General features: G+C 52.3%; 20 protein-coding genes. 6 read left to right on the top strand and 14 right to left on the bottom strand.

What is annotated here, in order from left to right; translation table 11 throughout:
* The 7 genes from ACRRUX_RS01200 to ACRRUX_RS01230 form a co-directional block, all read right to left on the bottom strand.
* On the bottom strand, window positions 1-1632 hold the full coding sequence (locus ACRRUX_RS01200; protein WP_432526374.1) for an ABC transporter permease: 1632 nt from the start codon (window positions 1630-1632) through the stop codon (window positions 1-3).
* A gap of 63 nt (window positions 1633-1695) precedes the next feature.
* The gene (locus tag ACRRUX_RS01205; protein WP_432526375.1) at window positions 1696-2715 is read right to left on the bottom strand and encodes a Fe(3+) ABC transporter substrate-binding protein; all 1020 of its coding nucleotides are present in this window, start codon (window positions 2713-2715) and stop codon (window positions 1696-1698) included.
* 206 nt (window positions 2716-2921) lie between these two features.
* Window positions 2922-3524: a glutathione S-transferase N-terminal domain-containing protein gene (locus ACRRUX_RS01210; protein WP_432526376.1), complete on the bottom strand. Its 603-nt coding sequence runs from the start codon at window positions 3522-3524 to the stop codon at window positions 2922-2924.
* 13 nt (window positions 3525-3537) lie between these two features.
* A complete protein-coding gene (locus tag ACRRUX_RS01215) occupies window positions 3538-4281 on the bottom strand; it encodes a ferredoxin--NADP reductase (RefSeq protein WP_432526377.1) in 744 nt (247 codons plus the stop codon).
* A 181-nt stretch (window positions 4282-4462) separates the two neighbouring features.
* Window positions 4463-4993 (bottom strand): hypothetical protein, encoded by a 531-nt coding sequence (locus ACRRUX_RS01220; protein WP_432526378.1) that lies wholly within the window; start codon window positions 4991-4993, stop codon window positions 4463-4465.
* Between the two features lie 564 nt (window positions 4994-5557).
* Complete coding sequence (locus ACRRUX_RS01225) at window positions 5558-5806, bottom strand: hypothetical protein (protein WP_432526379.1); 249 nt, start codon at window positions 5804-5806, stop codon at window positions 5558-5560.
* An 87-nt stretch (window positions 5807-5893) separates the two neighbouring features.
* Window positions 5894-7681, bottom strand: coding sequence for an ABCB family ABC transporter ATP-binding protein/permease (locus ACRRUX_RS01230; protein ID WP_432526380.1), 1788 nt, complete (start codon window positions 7679-7681; stop codon window positions 5894-5896).
* A 303-nt stretch (window positions 7682-7984) separates the two neighbouring features.
* Between ACRRUX_RS01230 and ACRRUX_RS01235 the strand changes: the two genes are divergently transcribed.
* Window positions 7985-8164 (top strand): hypothetical protein, encoded by a 180-nt coding sequence (locus ACRRUX_RS01235; protein ID WP_432526381.1) that lies wholly within the window; start codon window positions 7985-7987, stop codon window positions 8162-8164.
* A gap of 669 nt (window positions 8165-8833) precedes the next feature.
* Here ACRRUX_RS01235 and aroG read toward each other — a convergent pair.
* The 5 genes from aroG to ACRRUX_RS01260 all read right to left on the bottom strand — a co-directional run bounded on the left by aroG (window position 8834) and on the right by ACRRUX_RS01260 (window position 13502).
* Complete coding sequence (gene aroG, locus ACRRUX_RS01240; RefSeq protein WP_432526382.1) at window positions 8834-9892, bottom strand: 3-deoxy-7-phosphoheptulonate synthase AroG; 1059 nt, start codon at window positions 9890-9892, stop codon at window positions 8834-8836.
* A 150-nt stretch (window positions 9893-10042) separates the two neighbouring features.
* Window positions 10043-11209 carry a tetratricopeptide repeat protein gene (locus ACRRUX_RS01245; protein WP_432526383.1) on the bottom strand — a complete coding sequence of 389 codons (1167 nt, stop codon included), beginning with the start codon at window positions 11207-11209 and terminating at the stop codon, window positions 10043-10045.
* 198 nt (window positions 11210-11407) lie between these two features.
* Window positions 11408-11719, bottom strand: a complete 312-nt coding sequence (locus ACRRUX_RS01250; protein ID WP_432526384.1) for a hypothetical protein — start codon at window positions 11717-11719, stop codon at window positions 11408-11410.
* 179 nt (window positions 11720-11898) lie between these two features.
* Window positions 11899-13149, bottom strand: a complete 1251-nt coding sequence (locus tag ACRRUX_RS01255; protein ID WP_432526385.1) for an ammonium transporter — start codon at window positions 13147-13149, stop codon at window positions 11899-11901.
* Window positions 13150-13163: 14 nt separating this feature from the next.
* Entirely contained in the window at window positions 13164-13502 is a 339-nt protein-coding gene (locus tag ACRRUX_RS01260) for a P-II family nitrogen regulator (protein WP_432526386.1), read from the bottom strand.
* A 222-nt stretch (window positions 13503-13724) separates the two neighbouring features.
* On the opposite strand from ACRRUX_RS01260, the gene ACRRUX_RS01265 reads away from it, so the two are divergent.
* The 3 genes from ACRRUX_RS01265 to ACRRUX_RS01275 all read left to right on the top strand — a co-directional run bounded on the left by ACRRUX_RS01265 (window position 13725) and on the right by ACRRUX_RS01275 (window position 15824).
* Window positions 13725-14267 carry a hydrolase gene (locus ACRRUX_RS01265; protein WP_432526387.1) on the top strand — a complete coding sequence of 181 codons (543 nt, stop codon included), beginning with the start codon at window positions 13725-13727 and terminating at the stop codon, window positions 14265-14267.
* 246 nt (window positions 14268-14513) lie between these two features.
* Window positions 14514-14855: an FKBP-type peptidyl-prolyl cis-trans isomerase gene (locus tag ACRRUX_RS01270; protein WP_432526388.1), complete on the top strand. Its 342-nt coding sequence runs from the start codon at window positions 14514-14516 to the stop codon at window positions 14853-14855.
* A 405-nt stretch (window positions 14856-15260) separates the two neighbouring features.
* A complete protein-coding gene (locus ACRRUX_RS01275) occupies window positions 15261-15824 on the top strand; it encodes a cytochrome b/b6 domain-containing protein (RefSeq protein ID WP_432526389.1) in 564 nt (187 codons plus the stop codon).
* A 107-nt stretch (window positions 15825-15931) separates the two neighbouring features.
* On the opposite strand, the gene nrfA is transcribed toward ACRRUX_RS01275, so the two are convergent.
* Window positions 15932-17332: an ammonia-forming nitrite reductase cytochrome c552 subunit gene (gene nrfA / locus ACRRUX_RS01280; RefSeq protein ID WP_432526390.1), complete on the bottom strand. Its 1401-nt coding sequence runs from the start codon at window positions 17330-17332 to the stop codon at window positions 15932-15934.
* Window positions 17333-17578: 246 nt separating this feature from the next.
* Between nrfA and narQ the strand changes: the two genes are divergently transcribed.
* A complete protein-coding gene (narQ, locus tag ACRRUX_RS01285) occupies window positions 17579-19285 on the top strand; it encodes a nitrate/nitrite two-component system sensor histidine kinase NarQ (protein WP_432526391.1) in 1707 nt (568 codons plus the stop codon).
* Window positions 19278-19907, top strand: coding sequence for a response regulator (locus ACRRUX_RS01290; RefSeq protein WP_432526392.1), 630 nt, complete (start codon window positions 19278-19280; stop codon window positions 19905-19907). The genes narQ and ACRRUX_RS01290 overlap by 8 nt, the downstream gene beginning before the upstream one ends.
* A 69-nt stretch (window positions 19908-19976) precedes the next feature.
* On the opposite strand, the gene ACRRUX_RS01295 is transcribed toward ACRRUX_RS01290, so the two are convergent.
* Entirely contained in the window at window positions 19977-20348 is a 372-nt protein-coding gene (locus tag ACRRUX_RS01295) for a YacL family protein (RefSeq protein ID WP_432526393.1), read from the bottom strand.
* Window positions 20349-20489: the final 141 nt, after the last annotated feature.

The raw sequence follows: 20489 nt of genomic DNA on the forward strand, positions 1-20489 counted from the left end.
TCAGTTTTCCTGTTCAAAAGAACGGTTCAAATAAATCAGTGGCAGCAAACCCACCAATACAATCACTATGGCTGCCAGCGCGCCATGTTCCAGTTGTTCATCGGAGACGTACTGGAATACATGGGTGGCAAGATTCTCGTATCCGGGCGGCCGCAGCAGCAAGGCGGCAGGCAACTCTTTCATGGCTTCGATAAACACCAGCAACATGCCGGCAAACAGGCCTTTGCGCAGTAACGGCAGATGAATTTGCGAAAACAGTGCCAGTGGCGACTTGCCCATGGTGACAGTCGCCATATCCATCGAGGGAGAAATACGCTTGTAACTGCCCTCAATACTGCCAATCGCAATGGCAGCAAAGCGGATACAGAAGGCGAACACCAGAGCCAAGGTGGTACCGGTAAAGATCAGTCCGGGGCCGGATGTACCATACCAGGCGAACACATCATTGATGGCGAAATCCGCCACGGTCAGCGGTCCCAACACACCGATGGCCAGTACCGTCCCTGGCAGTGCATACCCAAAAGATGCCAACCTCACAGGCAGTCTGTCTCTGGCAGCCGGGCTGATACGCTGCACAAACAGCAATGTCAGGGCGACAACAGTGCAAATCAGACTGACCATCGCCGCCAGCATCAGACTGTTGAGGCTGTAACGGAAGAACGCTATGTTCCAGCTGGACTCAAAATAATCAATGGCATACCCAAGTAAAATAGCGAAAGGCAACAGGAAGGCCAGGATCAGCAACAATAAACAGTAAGCGGTCGCCAACTTGGCATTAGTCGCCGACAGCGGATGTAACTCCAGACCTGTGTGGAAGCTGTTCTTCTGATACAGCTGCTGTCGATGACGGGACGCCCGCTCCAGCGCAGCAAGTACTAACACCACCAGCAAAATCATCAACGACAGACGCGCAGCCGCACTCAGACTGCCATGACTGAGCCAGGTGTCATACACAGCTGTGGTCAGGGTCGGCACGGCAAAATAGCTGACCGTCGCAAAATCCGCTGCAGTTTCCATCGCGACCAATGCCACTCCGGCCGCCAGCGCCGGTCTTGCCATTGGCAGATTCAAACGCCAGAAGCTGCGCCATGGCGAACAGCCCATCACTCTGGCGGCCTGATTCAAACTGATGGATTGTTCACTGAAAGCAGTGCGTGCAAGCAGATAGATGTAAGGAAACAGCACCAGCGCCAACATCAATGCGGCGCCGCCCAGCGAGCGAACATCAGGAAACCAGTAATCAGTCGGAGATTGCCAGCCAAACCAGGCTCTGACGCTGCGCTGCACCGGGCCGGCGTAATCCAGTAAATCCGTGTAAACGTAGGCCACCAGATAGGCTGGCATCGCCAACGGCAGTAACAATGCCCACTGCAACCAGCGGCGTCCGGGGAACTGGCAACGAGCCACCAGCCAGGCTGCGGGGATAGCCAGCAGCAGCGCGCCAAGACTGACCAGAACCATCAGTAACAGCGAATTACCAATATAGGTGGGCAGCACGGTTGCAAACAGATGAGCAAAAACCTGCTCATCCGGCATCAGGGCCTGCAGCAACAGCGCCAGAAAAGGAGTGCAGAGCAATCCGGCAAGTAAGTAAGTCGATACCGACCAGCGAGAGGATAGTCCAAGAATCATATTTATTACCCGGCACAGTCCGGCCAACCATTGCCGGACTGTACACTGACTGCAGGCGGGGGCTTAAAGGTCGAACTTCACCTCATCCAATAATTTGACTGCCGCTCTGTGATTATCAGCCAACGCCTGGATCGCCAGTGGATCTGCCTTGAATGCCCCCCAGGAAGCAACCAGCTCGGACACAGGTACATCGACCTTCACCGGGTATTCGAAGTTAAGCTCCGCATAGCTGGCCTGTGCCCGGTCAGACGACAGGTACTCCATCAGCTTGAGTGCCGCCGCTTTGTTCGGTGCATGTTTGGTCATTGCCATACCGGAAATATTGATATGGGCACCACGGTCATCCTGATTGGTAAAGTTGATTTCCACGGCTTCAGCCCAGGCACGCTGCTCGGGATCGGCCAGCATCTTGCCCAGATAATAGCTGTTACCAATGGCGATATCGCACAGACCTTCTTTCACCGCTTTCACCTGGCTGCGATCATTGCCCTGCGGGCGACGGGCCAGATTCCCTTTGACGCCCTCAAGCCACACTTTGGTGTCCGCTTCGCCGTGATGGGCAATCATGGATGCTACCATCGCAATGTTGTAAGGATGTTTGCCACTGCGGGTACAAATTTTTCCCTTGAACTCGGGTTTGGCCAAATCTTCGAGATCCAGTGCCAGCTTTCCCAGCCGCGCTTTGGCCGAATAAACGTTACGCACCCGCATGGTCAGTGCGTACCAATCGTTGTCTGCAGAGCGAAACTGGGCAGGAATATTCTGTGCCAGCGTATCGCTCACCGCCGGTGACACTAGGCCTTTATCAACCATTTCCATCAGCCGGGAGAAATCTGACGTCAGTACGATATCTGCAGGAGACAGGCGTCCTTCCCTGGCAACCCGCTCGGCCAGACCATCTTTGGCGAACACCAGTTGCACCTCGATACCTGACTGGCGGGTAAAATCTTCAAGGATAGGCTCAATCAGAAAAGGCTGGCGGTAGGAGTAAACTGTGACCTTATCTGCAGCCAGCGCAGACCAGGAGATCATTCCCGCCAAACACACGGCACCCACTTTGGTGATACGCTTAACCAACTTCATTCCCTGCTCTCCATATCGACCGAAACAACACCAGATGATTATTGTAATGATAATGGTTATCAATGCACAAAGAGTACAGAAACTTGTTGATACGGGCAACCTGAATCGCTGATTGGGCGGCACTGTCTGGTGCAAATTTATCCGATGAGATACGCAGAGGAATGCCGCAAAGACTGTGCGGCAATAGGTTGACGTGAAGCAGTTTGTTAAGGTGTCGGACGGGAGCGGCCAAATACCTCTGTCTTGGCAACCTGGGTCAACCACAGCGCTGTTGCAGGCGCCAGATTGCGCCAGTTCAGGCCCGGATGACGAAAATCCAGATATTCAAGTAAACACACAAGCGCAATCCGCTCGGCCGTCAAACTGTCATCATTGAGCAGGCCTGAATGCTCTATCTGCCGAACACCTCGCAGTAACGCCTGTTCAAATCTGGCTTTCCAGAACAACGAAGAGCAGCCTTCCTCGGCGCGAAGCTGCTCTTGTCTGAGTGCGACCGCACTGTCCAGCATGCCCTTGAGCATTGACCACAGACAATGCCTGGCCCAGTGGCTGTCTGCGGGTGCAAACAGACGAGACTGACCGTACTCGACATCCAGATATCGGCAAATCACCTCAGAATCAAACAGCGCACTGCCATCCCCCAACACCAGACAGGGCACTTTACCCAGCGGATTGGCGTCGACAAAAGCTTCTTCATTATCAAAGGGATTAGTCGACCGTAATTGAATATGGTGCAGTTGCAGATGGTCGATAATTACCCTCACCATCCTGGCGTATGGAGAAGCGTCTGAATAATAGAGGATTGTCATTGCCGGTACTCCTTCACCAATATTTTTCCATGGTAATTTGCCCCGGTGCACGCCGCAGATTTTTGGCAAGCCCCCGCCCCTGCAGCCAGCTGAGTGAATCTGCCACCATGCCAGGATTACCGCATATCATCACCTGACTGTCTGTCGGAGTAATACTGAAGCCAGCCAGAGCCTCAATACTGCCATTTTCCAGGCCCTCCGGAATACGGCAGCTCAGGCCGTCGGTCATCTCTTCACGGGTTACACAGGGGATCAGCGTCAGTCTGCCGGAGTATTTGGCTGCAAGCTGGTTAAGTGCCTGCCAATAAGCCAGATCCTCTTTGAGGCGAACGCCATAGACCAGCACGATTTTCTCAAATCGCTGCCAGGGAGTCTCAGTCATGAGCATCGAGATAAAGGGACCCACGGCAGTGCCTGTGGCCAGCAGCCACAAGTGTTTTCCCATATCTGCAGGTAACTCATCCAGCGTCATAAAGCCCGCTGCCTTGGGCGAAATGTCAACCACATCCCCGGCATTCAGGGTATGCAGTGCCGGTGACAGCAAACCATCCGCAACGTGCACAGCCAATACTTCAAGATATTCAGCATCCGGAGGATTGACCAGCGAATAAGCCCGGGCGATCCGTTTCCCATCCCGTTCCTGACTCAGCTTAATAAATTGCCCGGCAATGAAGGGCTCAATCCGGGCTTTCAACCTGAGCGTGAAGAGCTTGTCGTTCCAGTCGATGCGCTCGATCACAGTCGCGCCAGTCCACATAATTCAGATCTCCTTAACACCGACAACCGGGTGCTGTTGATACCAGCGGTATTAAATTCAGCATATCGCTTTCGAACAGGTACAAAAACCCTTTTATTAAGGCGGGTTATCTGAACATAGCAGAAATCGGCAGGCTCGGAGTGAGCAAAGCCTGCGACACTAAGCGGGGGGAATGATTGCCTCAGCGGGCAAAGCCAAACGATGCTCCGCTCGCTCCAGCAATCAGCAACGAAGACACCTGATTTTGCCAGTCCCGCTGTAATTTCAGGCGACTGTCCGCCAGACTTTGTCTGATTTCAGGATTGCCGCCCAGACTATCCAGGGTTGCCATCGCGTTGGCAAAACCTTCATCCAAAGCCGCCCCCAGTGCCATCAATGGTGATAGACCCGCGTATTGCAGGGCGGTTGGCGGCCCCATGCGCCTGCTGCCGTACTGCAGCGCCATGCCAAACAAATCGGTTGAGGGCTCCTGCAATGCCTCATACTTGTTGCGCAAAAACCCGCTGATTCCACTGTCAGCAAAGGCATCGTCAAGCGTCTGACGGATCTGTCCCCAGGCAAGTTGCCACAGCATGTTGTCATCAACACCACCGCCAACCTTAACGCTCAAGGTACTGTCCTTAACCACAGGTTCAGCAGAAATCCCTGCACGAGCAGCCTGACGCAGCAAGTTTGCCCCAAATGACCCGCTTATCGTTTGAATTGCCGACATGACAGCCTCCATTTGCCTCAACAGATTATCGGCCCGACAACAGAACTCTCCAGCGCAAATATTCGCCGAAAATTACGACACCAGCACCCAACCAAATCGCAACCAAATGGCAACAATTAAAATTAAATCAACCTTTTAGGGCAAATTGATTTGAAAACAGACAGACATCGCATTATCATAACCGTCGATTCGTGCTCCGGGTCACACTATTTGATTTTTTGCGACCCGCAAGCCATAACCAGGGAACTCATGATTATGAATGCCGTATCTTCAACCCCTCTGAAAGGTTCATCCCACAGTAGTTGCAAAAATTGCCGCCGCTTTACAGAGTTGGAAGGAGCACTCCTGTGTTATCGGGAGGGCAGTATTACCCCTCTGGAGCCCAAAAAGCTGGAACAATTTAAACCCGGCACCGCCTGTGAAGCGTGGCAGGCAGACAAGCACTGCCGCTAGTCCCAACAAACGCTGCAGAAAATTGGCGTAAACACCCCGCATCGACGGGGTGTTTTGTTTTCCGTACGTGGAGAAATTTGCCAGGGTAAAAATAACAACATCCAATGATGGCTATATGCGGGATAGTCCGGTCAGCGGCAGATCCATCGGCTCCTGCGGCAGACAGGAACCCGGGTTAATGCGTCCAAGCGTCAACCCGCGGGTCGTCACCCGTACGCCGGCACACAACTGAGTATGCAGCCCCACTAATTCTGATGATGAAACTGCACGTAAAGTCAGTGTCCTGGAGATGGTCAGCCAGTCCGTGTCAACACTGTGACTGCAGCCCTCAACCTTGACCCTTAATCTGATGTTTTCCATGATGAGCCTCCCAATGCGGAAACACATCATGATCGGTCCAGCCTGAACCGGGCCTGTACCAATTGAGCAAACAGCGGGATTTGCTTGTTATGCAACGCTTTGCTGGTGCTGCATCGCCCACAGCTTGGCATATTCCCCCTGTATCGCCAGTAATGACTGGTGGGTTCCCTGTTCGACAATTCGCCCGCCGTTCAGCACCAGAATGCGATCAGCATCCACAACCGTCGACAATCTGTGGGCCACCACCAGCGATGTTCTGTCTGCAGCCACATCATCCAGCGCTGATAAAATCGCCTGCTCTGCACCACTGTCCAGCGACGAGGTGGCCTCATCAAAGACCAGCACCGAAGCGCCTTTCAATATCGCCCTGGCAATTGCTACCCGCTGTTTCTCGCCACCGGACAATTTCATTCCCCGCTCGCCAACCCGGGTGTTCAGTCCCTGGGGTAGTCGTGATACCAGTGTCTGTAAATGCGCCAGTTTCACTGCCTCCTGAATATCGCCTTCACTGGCTTCCGGCCGTCCATAGCGGATATTTTCATATAGGGTATCGTTAAACAGCACAGTATCCTGAGGCACGATTGCCAGTTGTTTTCTGAGGCTGTCCTGGCTCAAACGGCGAATGTCCGTGCCATCAAGCAGAATCGCGCCGCCAGCAACATCATAAAAACGAAACAGCAGCTTGATGATGGTGGACTTGCCGCCACCGCTTTCACCGACAATAGCAACCTTTTCTCCCGGTGCCAGACTGAAACTTACATCAGTAAGTACCTGCCGCTCACCATAGGCAAAACTCACCCGCTCAAAACTCAGCTCGCCGCGTCCCGGTTGACTGTCCAGGGCATCCGGGGCGTCCACCACTCCGGGCTGCTCATCCAGCAGTGAGAACAGTTTTTCAATATTGGCCAGAGCGCCGCGGATCTCGCGATAAACAAACCCCAGGAAATTAAGAGGCAAAAAGAGTTGCATCATGAAAGCATTGACCAGCACAAAGTCCCCCAGGGTCATCTCCCCGGCCACCACTTCGGCGGCAGCCAGCCACATCATCACTGTCATGGCGGCAGCAATAATCAATGCCTGCCCGGCGTTCAGAGCAAACAGCGACAAACGGTTGTCCCGTTTGGCTTTCTCCCAGCGCTCCAGCGCCCGATCGTATTGCTTGAATTCGTAGGCCTCGTTGTTGAAATACTTGACCGTTTCATAGTTGAGCAAACTGTCAATCGCCCGGGTATTACTACTGGAGTCAGCCAGCGCGGCTTCGCGTACGTAGGAGGTTCGCCACTCGGTGGCGATCACCGAGAACACCCCGTAAGCGACGACTGCCAGCGCCGTGACCAGCGCAAATGTCCAGCCATAGTTGTACCAGAAGATCCCCACCACCACGCCGATTTCCAGCAACGTTGGCACTATGTTGAACACCATAAACCGCATCAGAAAGGACACACCGCTGGTACCACGCTCAATATCACGGGAAAGACCACCGGTTTGGCGATCCAGATGAAAAGCAAGATCCAGAGAGTGCAGATGGCGAAATACATTCAATCCCAGTCGACGAATGGCCCGCTCTGTCACCCGCCCGAACAGGGTATCGCGCACCTCACCGATAATCGCTGATAGAAATCTCAGCCCGCCATAAGCCACAACCAGCGCAATAGGTACCGCCAGCGCCGTGTGTACTTTGTCGACATCCAGGGTGTTAACCAGATCCTTGAGGACAAAAGGCATGGCAATTCCGGCCAGTTTGGCAGCAATCAGACACAACAATGCCAGCGCCACCCGAAATTTAAACTCCAGCAGATAAGGCCACAACAATCCCAGTACCTGCCAATGCAGTCGTTCTGGGGGAGTCTGTTCCACATACCGGGAAGGACGCATAAAACCCGCCTGTTATCAATGTGATGGATAAAGTATCAAGGAGTATACCAGCTGCAGCAAGCGTTAGTTGCCTGATATGAACATCGAATAATTCACCGGAATTTAACACTGATGAACAGGATTAATCTGTATCATCCTGATAAAACTGCCGTTAAACCGCAGAATATTTCTCCTGTTTGGTATTATCTGATGCGCCGTAATCTGATACTCTTCAATGACGCCTGCATAACATCAATACACTACAACAGGCGATAAAATTTAATATAAAACCACTTATAACAAATATGCTTTGAAGGACGATTTATGTTGGATTCCACAAAAGTTCAATACCCACCGCTACCGCTGTTGAAAACCTGGGTATGGATGATGATCGAATCGGACAACCCCGAAATTCGCGAAAAAGGGAAAAAAAACCTGATTGCTTCGTTTGGCACTCTTGCCAAAGCCAATGAGTACATTTCCCAACAGTTGAAAAACTCGTAACAGGAGTCACAGTCCGCATTCAATCGCCGACAAACGGGCACAACAGGGACGTCAGCTCAGTGCAAAATAGGGCCTTGCCACACCAGCACACCGGCGATACCAGGGTTATCAATCACAGCGGCGTGCAACTGAGATGGCTTACTCAAGCGACTGCAGGGCACATCTGACAGGGGGCCACGAAACTCTGACGCTGTCTCGGCAGCGCGCCTGTGTCGATAGTTGCAGATCGAAGAAAACAGTTGTCAGGAGCTTTTGAGTATCTGCCGTCAGGAAAAGGAGTTTCGCTGCAATGCGGTTTTTTAACGCCCGGATATCAAGGGTGACGCTGTATACCAACTTCATTAATAGTTTGATCAATTCAGAGCGTGTCAGGGATTCAATGCACTTGATACTGTGCTCAGCCGTCTTGACATAGCACCGCTATGACTTCGCCGGCTCGCAAGCGACAAGGATGTGGTGAATGTCATTAACGCACGACTGCATGGATGCGGGAGGTAGCGCAGCGCAGGAGCAGTTGCCAAGGAGCGGTCAATGACCTTGTCTCAAGCGCATTGAACTCCCGCAGGAACAGATCAACGATTAAATGGAACTGGCATTATATGCAGGTCAAACAGTAACCGGCACAAAAAAGAGGGGCATAAGCCCCTCTTTTGCTATTCATCACCACAACTAGCCCGCGTTTCTGCGGGCAATCACGCTGGCATTTAACCCTGCCAGCAGCGTTTCGGTATCTTCCCAGCCAATACAGGCATCCGTGATGCTCTGGCCGTAGGTCAAAGCGTGTCCCGGCACATGATCCTGACGACCAGCCACCAGATGACTCTCCACCATCACCCCAAAAATAGCCTGTTCACCACCGGCAATCTGCCCGCCGACATCTTCGGCCACCTGCATCTGACGCTGGTATTGTTTAGCACTGTTGGCATGACTGAAGTCAATCATCAGGCTCGGCTTCAAACCTTCTGTCTGTAATTGGGCTGAAATTGTCCGGACATGATCGGCGCTGTAATTTGGGGTCTTACCGCCGCGCAAAATAATGTGACAATCCGGGTTACCTTTAGTCGACACAATAGCTGAATGGCCATACTTGGTGACCGACATGAAATGGTGTGGAGCGGCGGCGGCACCAATAGCATCAATGGCGACCTTGATAGTACCGTCGGTGCCATTTTTGAATCCCACCGGGCAGGAAAGACCAGAAGCCAGCTCTCGGTGAACTTGAGACTCAGTCGTGCGGGCGCCTATCGCTCCCCAGCACATCAGATCTGCCAGATACTGCGGAGTGATCATGTCAAGAAACTCGCCTGCAGTGGGCATTCCCATATGATTGAGATCCAACAGCAACTTTCTGGCCTTGCGCAGCCCCTCGTTCAGTTGAAAGCTGTTGTCCATAAAAGGGTCATTGATCAGCCCCTTCCATCCCACAGTTGTGCGCGGCTTTTCAAAATATACCCGCATCACAATTTCCAGCTGATCCCGATACTCCTGTCGCAGCGCCAGCAGCTTCTGCCCGTATTCCAGTGCCGCTTTGGGATCGTGAATGGAACAGGGACCAATTACCACCAGCAAACGATCATCTTTGCCGGCCAGAATATTGGCAATCGCGCGACGGGTGGTAAACACAGTTTCGGAGGCCGCCTCTGAGGCAGGAAATCGTTCCAGAATGGCGACAGGCGGAAGCAATTCCTTAACTTCATTAATACGGACATCGTCATTCTGGTAATACATAGGGAGCCTCATCGTTATATATTGTTTTACAGTCAATCTAACGATTTACCCCATGCATTGCAACGCAATCACCATTTATTTCAATAACATTGTTTATTACATTGTTTTCATTGGTTTTTACAAAAACAAAATAACAAGATTCAACAGCCATCAACCACGATGTTCAGCATTACGCCGCATGGCTTTCAGTTTGTATTGATATCTTTGCCGGTCTTCTCCATCAGTAGCCAGGTTTATCGCTTTATTCATATTGGACTCCGCCTTGTCTCTGTCTCCCAGTCGCCAATAGGACTTGGACAAACCAACAAAAAACTCCGGCTGGTAGTCGGCCAGTTTTACTGCCCGCCAATACCAGTCCAGCGCCTGACTGTAGTCATTTCGGGCAAAGGCTTCTTCGGCCATATCATAGTAGTAATAAGGATTGCGGATGCGCGCCAGCTCCAGCTTCCTGTGTATTTGGGCCCACTCGTCCAATCGCCCCTGCTCACCCAACAGCAATGCCAGGTTACTCAGCGAATTAAGATTCTCTCCGGAAAGAGCAACCGCATAGCGGTAAGCAGCTTCAGCGGCATCAGCCATCCCCGCCCGCCGATAAACTACGCCCAAGGTATTGATTGCCTGGACAAAGTCAGGCTTAAGCTGAATGCTCATTTTCGCCAGCGCATAAGCCATGTCCGGCTGGCTATTGACCAGCGCTTCTGCGGCCAGATTGTTGTAAAACATGGCCATGACGGTGAGTTGATCGACTCTGTGGGTGCCATAGGCGCGAATTGCCCGCTCCGGCAGGAAATCCACCAGCACAGACTGGGCGCTGACGCTAATCGAGCGATTGTCTGAAGGTGGCGCAAGGCGAATATTGATATGACCATTGATCAAATAAAATTGTCCCCACTTGTCCCAAACCGGCTCTACCTCAACCTCCTGAAACTGCACCGGCACATTGAGGGCATCAGCAAGCGCCGTTGTCAGTACCACCAGGCTCAGACAGTTACCCTCGCGGCGATGGAACGTCTCTGTGGCGCTGCGGGTGAAATGATCCCGATACTGGAATCCGCCATCCCGCTCGCGAATATATTCGCTCAGCCATTGGTGTGCCTGTATCCCCTTATCCGCCAGACGCGCGCGCTCAAACTGATGGCGGATATCGCTGGCAAGTGCAGGCGGCAACTGAAGGATGCTGTCGGCTGAGGGCACCGGTGAATCGGCATTAAAGTGTTCATCATGGAACAGCAAGTTGACATCAGGCAGGGACGTTACACTGGTCTGACAGCCGCTAATCAGCAGCATCAATCCCAGAATAGCAGGACGCAGCAACATACAGGCTCCTCAGGGCCGCGGATGCTCGCTGATGGTATCAGTGACGAACATGGATAGCCCGGTGGATGCGTACTTTATGCCAGTCGCATTAGACGCAAATGAATTAGGTACTCTTTAACCTTATGCGCTTTATGCCGGTATTGAAATGAAATATACCCCTGTAAATTTGATGTTTTAGTCGGAAACGCTATATACGGCTCAGGGCTTGACCGGCTTAGGGATCCGCTGATATTTCGGTCCCTGACCATCACGGGGTTGCGGATAGGGACGGAAGAAATCATTGCCACAGCGATAGTGATTGGACGGCTGGCTTACCAGCAAACAGCCAACCGGCAACTTATCGATGAGCTCAAGCTGGCGCTGCAGGTTTTGCTGCTCCTGCCACTGATGCTCAGCCCGCTTGCTGTCCCTGACAGCAAATGGATCATATTGTTCTGTCTGATCATGTACTTTTATATCACCAGCCCAGGCACTGCCCGCCAGCCATAGCAGAACCATCAAACGTTTCATGTTCATCTCCCTCCATCGATACCTTCTTCATTATGGCGCGTCCCATCAGCGATGACGCCGTCCATGGATTCAGCCCCAACTGCAGCGACCGATACCAGTGATGAAGCCAGTATAACTATCGGGAGATTAGCATAAAAAAGCAGGGACCAGCCCTGCTTTAATATTCAGCAATGGCCTGCTCAGGCGGTTTTCACTGACACAAACTCCGGGTAAGCATCAATGCCACAGTCCGATGCATCCATACCGCGATACTCTTCCTCTTCACTGACACGGATCCCCATGGTGTATTTCAATACAGCCCACAGCAACAGGGAGGCACCGAACACCCAGCCAAAGATAACAGCCGCACCGGTCAACTGGCCGATGAAAGTGGCATCAGCGTTGGACAAAGGCACCAGCATAACGCCGAGAAATCCCATCACCCCGTGCACAGAGATAGCACCTACCGGATCATCGATTTTGATGCGATCAAAGCCAACGATGGAGAACACCACCAAACCACCGGCGACAGCACCGATAGTGGCCGCCAGTGCCAGCGATGGAGACAGTGGATCCGCGGTAATGGCAACCAGCCCGGCCAGGGCGCCGTTGAGGATCATAGTCAAATCCGCTTTTCCCCAGGTCATCTTGCACACCAGCAGGGCGGCAATTGCACCGAAAGCGGCAGCTGAGTTGGTATTCACAAACACGGTCGCCACAGACGAGGCGTTGGCGACGTCGGACACCGCCAATTGCGAGCCACCGTTGAAACCAAACCAGCCCATCCACAAAATGAAGGTACCCAGAGTTGCCATCGGCAGGTTGGATCCCGGAATGGGATTAACCTGACCATTGGGGCCATACTTCCCCTTGCGGGCGCCAAGCAACAGTACTCCGGCAATCGCCGCCGCAGCCCCGGCCATGTGCACTATGCCGCTGCCGGCAAAATCCACAAACCCCACGGATTTATTGAGAAAACCACCGCCCCAGGTCCAGTACCCTTCTACCGGGTAAATCAATCCGGTCATCACCACGCAAAACGCCAGAAATGCCCACAGTTTCATACGCTCAGCCACAGCGCCAGAGACAATTGACATAGCCGTGGCCACAAACACCACCTGAAAGAAGAAATCAGATTCCAGCGAGTGTCCGGCGCCCTGTGCGGCGTCACCAATCAACAACCCGATTGATGGAATGAAACCGGCTTCAGTATTGTTCACATACATAATGTTGTACCCGACAATCAGATACATGATGCAGGCAATGGCATACAAGCACATGTTTTTGGTCAGGATCTCGGTGGTATTTTTTGAACGCACCAAGCCGGCTTCCAACATGGCAAACCCGGCGGCCATCCACATCACCAGCGCCCCGGAAATCAGTAAGTAAAAAGTGTCCAGAGCAAATCTCAACTCTGCCACTGTCGCTCCCAAGCTAGCCAATTGTTCCATTTTTGCGCCCCCGTTTATAATGCTTCAGTGTCTGTTTCGCCGGTACGGATACGAATAGCCTGTTCCAGCTCAGTGACAAAGATTTTGCCGTCACCAATTTTACCGGTCCGGGCCGCCTCCACGATGGCTTCAAGCAACTGCTCAACATGCTCATCCTTGGTGGCGATTTCCAATTTGACCTTGGGCAGAAAATCAACCTGATATTCAGCGCCCCGATACAATTCGGTATGCCCTTTTTGACGGCCAAACCCTTTCACTTCCGTGACGGTCATGCCCTCAATGCCCAGACCTGCTATCGCCTCTCTGACATCATCCAGCTTGAACGGCTTAATAATTGCGCTGACCAATTTCATCCTGCCCTCCGATTAGACTTACGCTTTGGGCTATGCATTACAAACTTCGCGCCATTTGATTTATTTATTTAATATCATAAAGATAGGCATCCACCACCATATTAAGATGAATAAATTCGCACCAAAGTTGTGCATTAATGCACCGAAATATCCCATAGAATGGGCTGGCACAACGCACGGAAAAACATTAGTGTGAATTCGACTGATAGGGAGGGCTGTGAGATGTTAGTGGCTGATGAATGCATTCTGGTAATCGTGGACGTACAGGGAAAGCTGGCGCAGGTAGTCAGTGAAACAGAATCCCTGCACCAGCAACTCAATATACTGATCCAGGGGGCACAACTGTTTGATATCCCGATCCTCTGGCTGGAGCAGTTACCGGATAAACTGGGTCACACCTCCGCATCATTGGGTGAGCTGTTAAGCCTCAGCACTCAACCTATTGCCAAGGCTCATTTCAGCGGCTGGCAAGCAGAAGAATTTCGCCGGCAACTGATCCAGTCCGGCCGTAATCAGGTGATACTGGCAGGCATTGAAACTCATATCTGCGTCTATCAGACCTGCCGGGACTTACTGGAGCAGGGATATCAGGTAAGCCTGATGTGCGATGCCGTCTCTTCCCGCACCCAGGCCAACAAGCAACTGGGGATAGAAATGATGCGGGACTTCGGTGCCCGGCTGCACAATGTCGAGTCTCTGTTGTTTGAATTGCAGCATGAAGCTCAGGGCGACAGATTCAAGGCACTGCTTAAACTCATCAAGTAACTCATCGGGGTGGCCTGCACGGCCCCCACCCTTCCTGTAACGCTAATGGCATTCAGATCATCGCTGCCATGTGGTTAAAGTCAGCATCCAAAAGCGCCTGATTTTGCGCACGACCTTTCTCCCTGCAGCGCCAAAGGCAGTAACGCATTCCCGATACCCGCATGTGCTCTGGCAGCCAGGTATCACACTCCTGTGTCGCCCCATGATACACTGCAGCCTGTTTTTTGAGAGACAGAGGAAATACCGATGAGCAACGAGCTTATCATTGAAGAAATTCAGGAAGGTGAAGGCAAAGCAGCCGTCAAAGGCGCTTTAATTACCGTGCATTACCGGGGTTTTCTGCAGGATGGCACCCAGTTTGATTCTTCCTGGGACCGAGGTCGTCCATTTCAGGTGGTGATTGGCACCGGCCGGGTCATCAAAGGCTGGGATCAGGGTATGATGGGCATGAAAGTCGGTGGCAAGCGCAAGTTGTTTATCCCGGCCCACCTGGCCTATGGAGAGCGTCAGATTGGCGATAAAATCCCGGCCAACTCCGATCTGACCTTCGAAGTGGACATGTTGGAAGTGCTAACCCGCGACGAATAATACCAATCTGCACAGTGAGTTACTCTCATCAGAACGATGTCAGCCATTCGACTCGTGCTTCAAAAGAGCCACACCAAATTAGTGACATCATCCTGCGGTTGTCGCGCTCCCGGGAAACGAATTTCAACGGCGTGCATACTGCCAGGGATAGCGGGTGTCTATCCGGATAGCTCATCGACTGTCCTGGTTGGCTTCACACCTTTCAATTCTTGCTGAGTGACTCAATCCCGACACAGATTGATATACTGCTGCGGCGAGGCAAGCAACTTGTCTGCATCGCCGCACACTCACCGGTTATTTTTGCCGCAGTTATTGAAGCCCTGACTGCATTAACCAAAAATCATCTCACCTTTCAGTGAAATACGGCACACTGTCAGTATTCATCTTCATCAGTATTAACATTTTATGTCGGACTCCAAGCTTTCCCGCGGGATCAATGACCTGTTTTCCGGACTGCCACCATTGGAAAAATGGCTGCACGCACTGATATTAACTGCGGTCATATTGCAGATCATCTCCTCCTCTTTCATGCATATCCATGCAGATACACTGCAAAACAGCTTCGGCACTGTGGATTGGTATCACATCATTGTCGGTCTGGGTTTGTTACTGCTCACTCCGGTATTTATGGGGATCCTGCTCAAACGCCGAACCTGGCGGGATCTGTATCCCTGGCTGGCAGGTAACTTCAGCGTAATTAAGGAAGATATTGGCATTCTGCGCACCTTCAGCCTGCCACCTTCCCGCCCCGCTGGTCTGGCTGCCTGTGTGGAGGGTTTGGGGCTGCTGGCACTGCTGGCGGCAGTGCTCAGCGGCGCGCTGTGGTTTACCAGCATGCGTCAGGGTTGGACTGAGACCGCCGATTTACTGAGTCTGCACAAAACTCTGGTTGGCCTTATCGAAACCTATGTATACGGTCACGGTGGCTTTGCGCTGCTGCACTTTATCGCCTGGTGGCGCAAACACTGAGCTTATCCCCGGATAAAAAAAGACCCCGCACTCAGGCGGGGTCGGTTCTGATACCTTGCAGGGAAACTGCAAATTGGGGGCTTGTATCAGCTCTTTACATCAAGAGATCAGTAGGTTGCTTCACGCTTCTTGGCTTCTTCGTCCCACTTAGGAGTGATTTCCTTCAGGAACTTCTGCTTGTCAGCGTTCATCTTGTCCATATCCATACCCAACACCTGCTGAGCCTTGGCCTTGGTAGAGATGTCCGGTACCGCAACAGGGTCAGTCACACCGTGCTTGGCCAGTACCTGAGCCAGTTTCACACGGGCGTCGGCAGACTTGTCCACTGAGGTACCCAGAATACGCAGTGCTTCTTCAGGGGCATGAGCGGCCACACCGTGAGAGGCAATCGCATAATCCCAGCGCCATTGAGCGTGACGGATATCCTTCAGGATAGGAGCCATTTCAGCTTCAGTGGCACCGGCTTCCCAGGCCTTGGCAGCTTCGAAGTGAGCCTTAACCAGTTGCTGCTCAGCCGTCAGCTGCAGTGACTTCACTTTCTTCTGACGCTCTTTGGTGATGGACATGACAAACTCTTTGTCCTGAGTGTGACAGGTGCCACAGGTCTCATCGAAGCGATCAAATGGGTTACCCACTTTGTGGTCAGTGAACTTACGGCCTTTTTCGTTGGTGACGCGAGGCATGTGACAGTCAGTACAGCTCACATTGTTCTTGCCGTGAATGCCCTGCATCCAGGTTTCATAACCAGGGTGCTGTGCTTTCAGCATAGGTGCCTTGGACAGTGCGTGAGTCCAGTCAGCAAAATCCAGTGCATCATAGTAAGCTTCCATCTGCTCAACGGTCACGCCGTTGTCCCATGGGAACTTCACCCAGCCCTGACGGCCTTCGCCTTTCTCAAAGTAGTACTCAACGTGGCACTGAGCACACACCATGGACTGCTTGTCTTTACGGGAAGCCTTGTCAAAAGGCATGTCGATGGCTTCCAGCGCGCGCTCGGCGAATGGACGGGAGATACGCAGTTTTGGAGAGCCCTTTTCGTGACAGTCAGAGCAACCGATTGAGTTAACAATCTCGGCGCCGCCGCTGCCCAGTTTACCGGCAAAGTAACCGGCTTCACCTTTATCTTCGATCAGACGGGGAACATCCGGGCTCTTACAGCTCCAGCACGCCATTGGCATTGGGCCATCGGTATCTGTCATCGGCGCTCCGGTCCGCAGGGTGCTGCGCACATCAGTCACCGCATAGTGGTGACCACGGGCCTTGTTGTAATCCTTGGCAAAACCATAACCAGCCCACAGGATCACCAGATTGGGATCTTCAGCCAGCGCGTCAATCACTTCTTTGCTTTCGCTGGTATCATGCCAGGTGGCATACTGATCTTTAAATTTGTCTTGGTAAACTTCGTTACGTGGCTCAGTCTTATCGCTGGCCATTGCGCCTGCTGCCATAAAGCTGGCGGCAACCAATGCGCTCAGGGCAAAGGATTTTCCAGTTATCGCTTTCATCACTCTCATCTCCATCTTTATGCAGGTTGTGCTGTGCAACCCGTTCGTTCTGGAGGTAAAGTTAGAGACAGTTAAGGGGTAAAAATATACCCCCTTGTAGGTATCCGGATTGAAGTTTGCGTTAGATCAACAAGTGCGCAAGATTTAGATCACATTTTCAACCTTTTTACATTCAGGATAAAGCACTTGCTAATATAACAAGTGTTAATAAAGGCCACCGGAAGCCACCTGATTCGACCGAGAATTATCATGAAACAAGCCAGTCTCACCTCTACAATTTTAGGGGTAATGTTGGTGCTGATTTTACTGTCCAGTGGATTGGCCACTTTTGCTTTGGGGAATCTGTTTTACAGCCTGGGAGACAGTCGGGCAATCAACGCCTCCGGCTCGTTACGTATGCAAAGCTATCGGCTGATGTTCTATGCCAACTCGGGCAGCAAGGAAGCGGAAAACAAAATCCGTCAATTTGAAGACACCCTGTATTCAGACGATCTCAAACACGCCGTATCCTGGGCTGCTCCGGCGGCGCTCAGCGCCCAGTATCGGCTGGTGATCGATAAATGGCAGGTCATGAAACAGTTCATCGAGCAGGAAAACTCCCGGGAGTACGCAGCGTCCCTGAAAGACTTCGTCGACACCATTGACTTGCTGGTGCTGGAAATGGAGCACCACGCCGAGTTCAAACTCAAGGTACTGGCCATCAGTCAGTTGGTAGGGCTTGGACTGATGCTGCTCATCGCCTTCTTTGCGGTGCGCTATACCCGCAAACGGGTGGTGATGCCGCTGCAGCAGATGATGATGTCGGCCGAGAGTATCTCCAAGGGACAATTTGAACTGGAAATGCCCAAAACCAACTATGTGGAACTGACCGCATTGGGTGATGCGCTGCAAAGCACTGCCAGAGAGCTGTCAGCCCTGTACCGCAATCTGGAGTCTCAGGTTGAGGATAAAACCCGGGCCCTGACTCAGGCCCATCTGGAGCTGACGCTGCTGTATGACAGCCTGATGATGCTGCATACCCGGCCGCTGGACCGGCAACTGCTGGTGCAATTGCTGGAAAAATTGCGTGAGAATCAACAGCTGACCCATATACGCCTGCTGCTGATCGATGAAGATGATGCCGATGAGATTACCGATACCCGGGGTTGGCCGGCCGTGTCCCTGCCCAGTGCCAGATTCGCACTGAAATATGATGAGTCTGAGCTTGGCTATCTGGACGTGATTACCGACGAAACGCCCAATCAACCGCTGCTGCTCAACTACGCCATGATGCTGGCCCGCTCAATTGTAATTCACAACAGTGGCGAGCAACGTCAACAACTGGCTCTGATGGAAGAGCGCGGCATTATCGCCCGTGAGTTGCACGACTCGCTGGGGCAGTTGTTATCCTTCCTGAAGATCCAAATCAGTCTGCTGCGCAAAACGCTGGATAAAGAAAATGCCAATGCCAGAGTGGAACAGCAGATGAATGAAATCAACGAAGGGATCAATACCGCCTATGCCCAGCTGCGGGAACTGTTGTCCACCTTCCGCCTGACCACCAAAGAGCCCAACCTGCGACGGGCCATGGAGGCCATGCTGGATCAGCTGCGCGCCCAAACCGATGTCAGCATTACTCTGGACTATAAATTGCCGGGTACATTACTGGGTGCCAATCAACATATTCACATTCTGCAACTGACCCGGGAAGCCACGCTGAACGCTATCAAGCATGCCAATGCCAGCCAGATCAATATTCAGTGCCAGCTGGAGGATGACAGCATGCTGCATATCCGCATCTGCGACAATGGTATTGGTCTGGACCATATCAAGGAAAGAGATCAACACTTTGGTATAGGGATCATGCATGAGCGTGCGAGTAAGCTTGCGGGTGTGGTAGAATTCACCGGTAATGCCGAAGGCGGAACCACCGTCAGCCTCAGTTTTCCACCCCAGGAGACCCCGCAATATGAGTAAGCCATATTCCGTATTGGTCGTTGACGACCACCCTCTGCTCAGACGCGGCATCTGTCAGCTGATCGCCTCTGATGAGGATTTCACCCTGTTCGGGGAAGCGGGCACAGGCTTGGATGCACTGGCAGCGGTGGCCAACGATGAACCGGATATCGTGCTGCTGGATCTGAACATGAAAGGCATGTCAGGCCTGGATACCCTGACCGCCCTGAGACAGGAGAGTGTCACTGCCCGGGTGGTGATCCTGACCGTATCTGATGCAAAACAAGATGTTGTCAGACTGATGAAGGCCGGTGCAGATGGTTACCTGCTCAAAGATACTGAACCTGATCTGCTGCTTGAACAACTCAAACAAGCCATGCAGGGACACAGGGTTATCAGCGATGAGGTCGCCGAGTACCTGTACGATTTAAAGGCCACTCCGGATGAAGCCAGCTGGATTGATGCGCTGACCCCCAGAGAGCTGCAAATTCTGCAGCATCTGGCAGAAGGCATGAGCAACCGGGCCATTTCCGAAGAACTGCACATCAGTGAAGGCACGGTTAAAGTGCATGTGAAAAATTTGCTGCGCAAGGCCAATGCCAAGTCACGCACAGAAATGGCTGTCCGCTATCTGAATAATTAAGCCGAAAGAGCTAGTGCTTTAGGATGGTTTATCATGGAAAAGGCAGCACGAAGGCTGCCTTTTTGAATATCAGGACTCAGCCAAAAACGCCTGCCAGCTTTCCAGTACCAGCTGAAAATCTTCCAGCCCACAGGCTGACACAGACTCGGCGTCATACAGACTCATGGATTCCTGCAGCTCATGCTCCTGATCGAAACCCAGAACATTCGCCATCACCACCGCCTGCTCGTTATCCAGCTCCAGTGTGAAATCACGCCCCACCAGCTGAAACTGCTCCAGCTCACCGGCCTGCAACTCAGCGATAGCCTGCAGCACAGCCACCAATTTGGATTTATCCTCTCCCAGCTCCTCGGACAGCCAACGCCCCAGAGCTTCATGATCCATACTGAATAGCGCCAATACCGATCCATCGAGCGAGTTACGACGAAATTCGTAATCCATTGGGAACTCTTTTTACTATTTAAACCAGAGCATAATTCTACCCCAATCCACACAGGCTGCCTATGTCTGGTGGGCAATATACCCTTGGCAGCCGGCGGCTGCAGCGGTAAGCTGGGGCCTGGTCATAAACTGGTGAGTAAT

It is taken from the genome of Shewanella sp. GXUN23E, from assembly GCF_050865035.1.
In the GTDB taxonomy this organism is placed as follows: domain Bacteria; phylum Pseudomonadota; class Gammaproteobacteria; order Enterobacterales; family Shewanellaceae; genus Shewanella.

What these genes read in the sequence shown, in the direction of transcription:
- ACRRUX_RS01200 (WP_432526374.1), bottom strand. Translation starts at nt 1,632, where the DNA reads ATGATTCTTGGACTATCCTCTCGCTGGTCGGTATCGACTTACTTACTT.
- ACRRUX_RS01205 (WP_432526375.1), bottom strand. Translation starts at nt 2,715, where the DNA reads ATGAAGTTGGTTAAGCGTATCACCAAAGTGGGTGCCGTGTGTTTGGCG.
- ACRRUX_RS01210 (WP_432526376.1), bottom strand. Translation starts at nt 3,524, where the DNA reads ATGACAATCCTCTATTATTCAGACGCTTCTCCATACGCCAGGATGGTG.
- ACRRUX_RS01215 (WP_432526377.1), bottom strand. Translation starts at nt 4,281, where the DNA reads ATGTGGACTGGCGCGACTGTGATCGAGCGCATCGACTGGAACGACAAG.
- ACRRUX_RS01220 (WP_432526378.1), bottom strand. Translation starts at nt 4,993, where the DNA reads ATGTCGGCAATTCAAACGATAAGCGGGTCATTTGGGGCAAACTTGCTG.
- ACRRUX_RS01225 (WP_432526379.1), bottom strand. Translation starts at nt 5,806, where the DNA reads ATGGAAAACATCAGATTAAGGGTCAAGGTTGAGGGCTGCAGTCACAGT.
- ACRRUX_RS01230 (WP_432526380.1), bottom strand. Translation starts at nt 7,681, where the DNA reads ATGCGTCCTTCCCGGTATGTGGAACAGACTCCCCCAGAACGACTGCAT.
- ACRRUX_RS01235 (WP_432526381.1), top strand. Translation starts at nt 7,985, where the DNA reads ATGTTGGATTCCACAAAAGTTCAATACCCACCGCTACCGCTGTTGAAA.
- aroG (WP_432526382.1), bottom strand. Translation starts at nt 9,892, where the DNA reads ATGTATTACCAGAATGACGATGTCCGTATTAATGAAGTTAAGGAATTG.
- ACRRUX_RS01245 (WP_432526383.1), bottom strand. Translation starts at nt 11,209, where the DNA reads ATGTTGCTGCGTCCTGCTATTCTGGGATTGATGCTGCTGATTAGCGGC.
- ACRRUX_RS01250 (WP_432526384.1), bottom strand. Translation starts at nt 11,719, where the DNA reads ATGAAACGTTTGATGGTTCTGCTATGGCTGGCGGGCAGTGCCTGGGCT.
- ACRRUX_RS01255 (WP_432526385.1), bottom strand. Translation starts at nt 13,149, where the DNA reads ATGGAACAATTGGCTAGCTTGGGAGCGACAGTGGCAGAGTTGAGATTT.
- ACRRUX_RS01260 (WP_432526386.1), bottom strand. Translation starts at nt 13,502, where the DNA reads ATGAAATTGGTCAGCGCAATTATTAAGCCGTTCAAGCTGGATGATGTC.
- ACRRUX_RS01265 (WP_432526387.1), top strand. Translation starts at nt 13,725, where the DNA reads ATGTTAGTGGCTGATGAATGCATTCTGGTAATCGTGGACGTACAGGGA.
- ACRRUX_RS01270 (WP_432526388.1), top strand. Translation starts at nt 14,514, where the DNA reads ATGAGCAACGAGCTTATCATTGAAGAAATTCAGGAAGGTGAAGGCAAA.
- ACRRUX_RS01275 (WP_432526389.1), top strand. Translation starts at nt 15,261, where the DNA reads ATGTCGGACTCCAAGCTTTCCCGCGGGATCAATGACCTGTTTTCCGGA.
- narQ (WP_432526391.1), top strand. Translation starts at nt 17,579, where the DNA reads ATGAAACAAGCCAGTCTCACCTCTACAATTTTAGGGGTAATGTTGGTG.
- ACRRUX_RS01290 (WP_432526392.1), top strand. Translation starts at nt 19,278, where the DNA reads ATGAGTAAGCCATATTCCGTATTGGTCGTTGACGACCACCCTCTGCTC.
- ACRRUX_RS01295 (WP_432526393.1), bottom strand. Translation starts at nt 20,348, where the DNA reads ATGGATTACGAATTTCGTCGTAACTCGCTCGATGGATCGGTATTGGCG.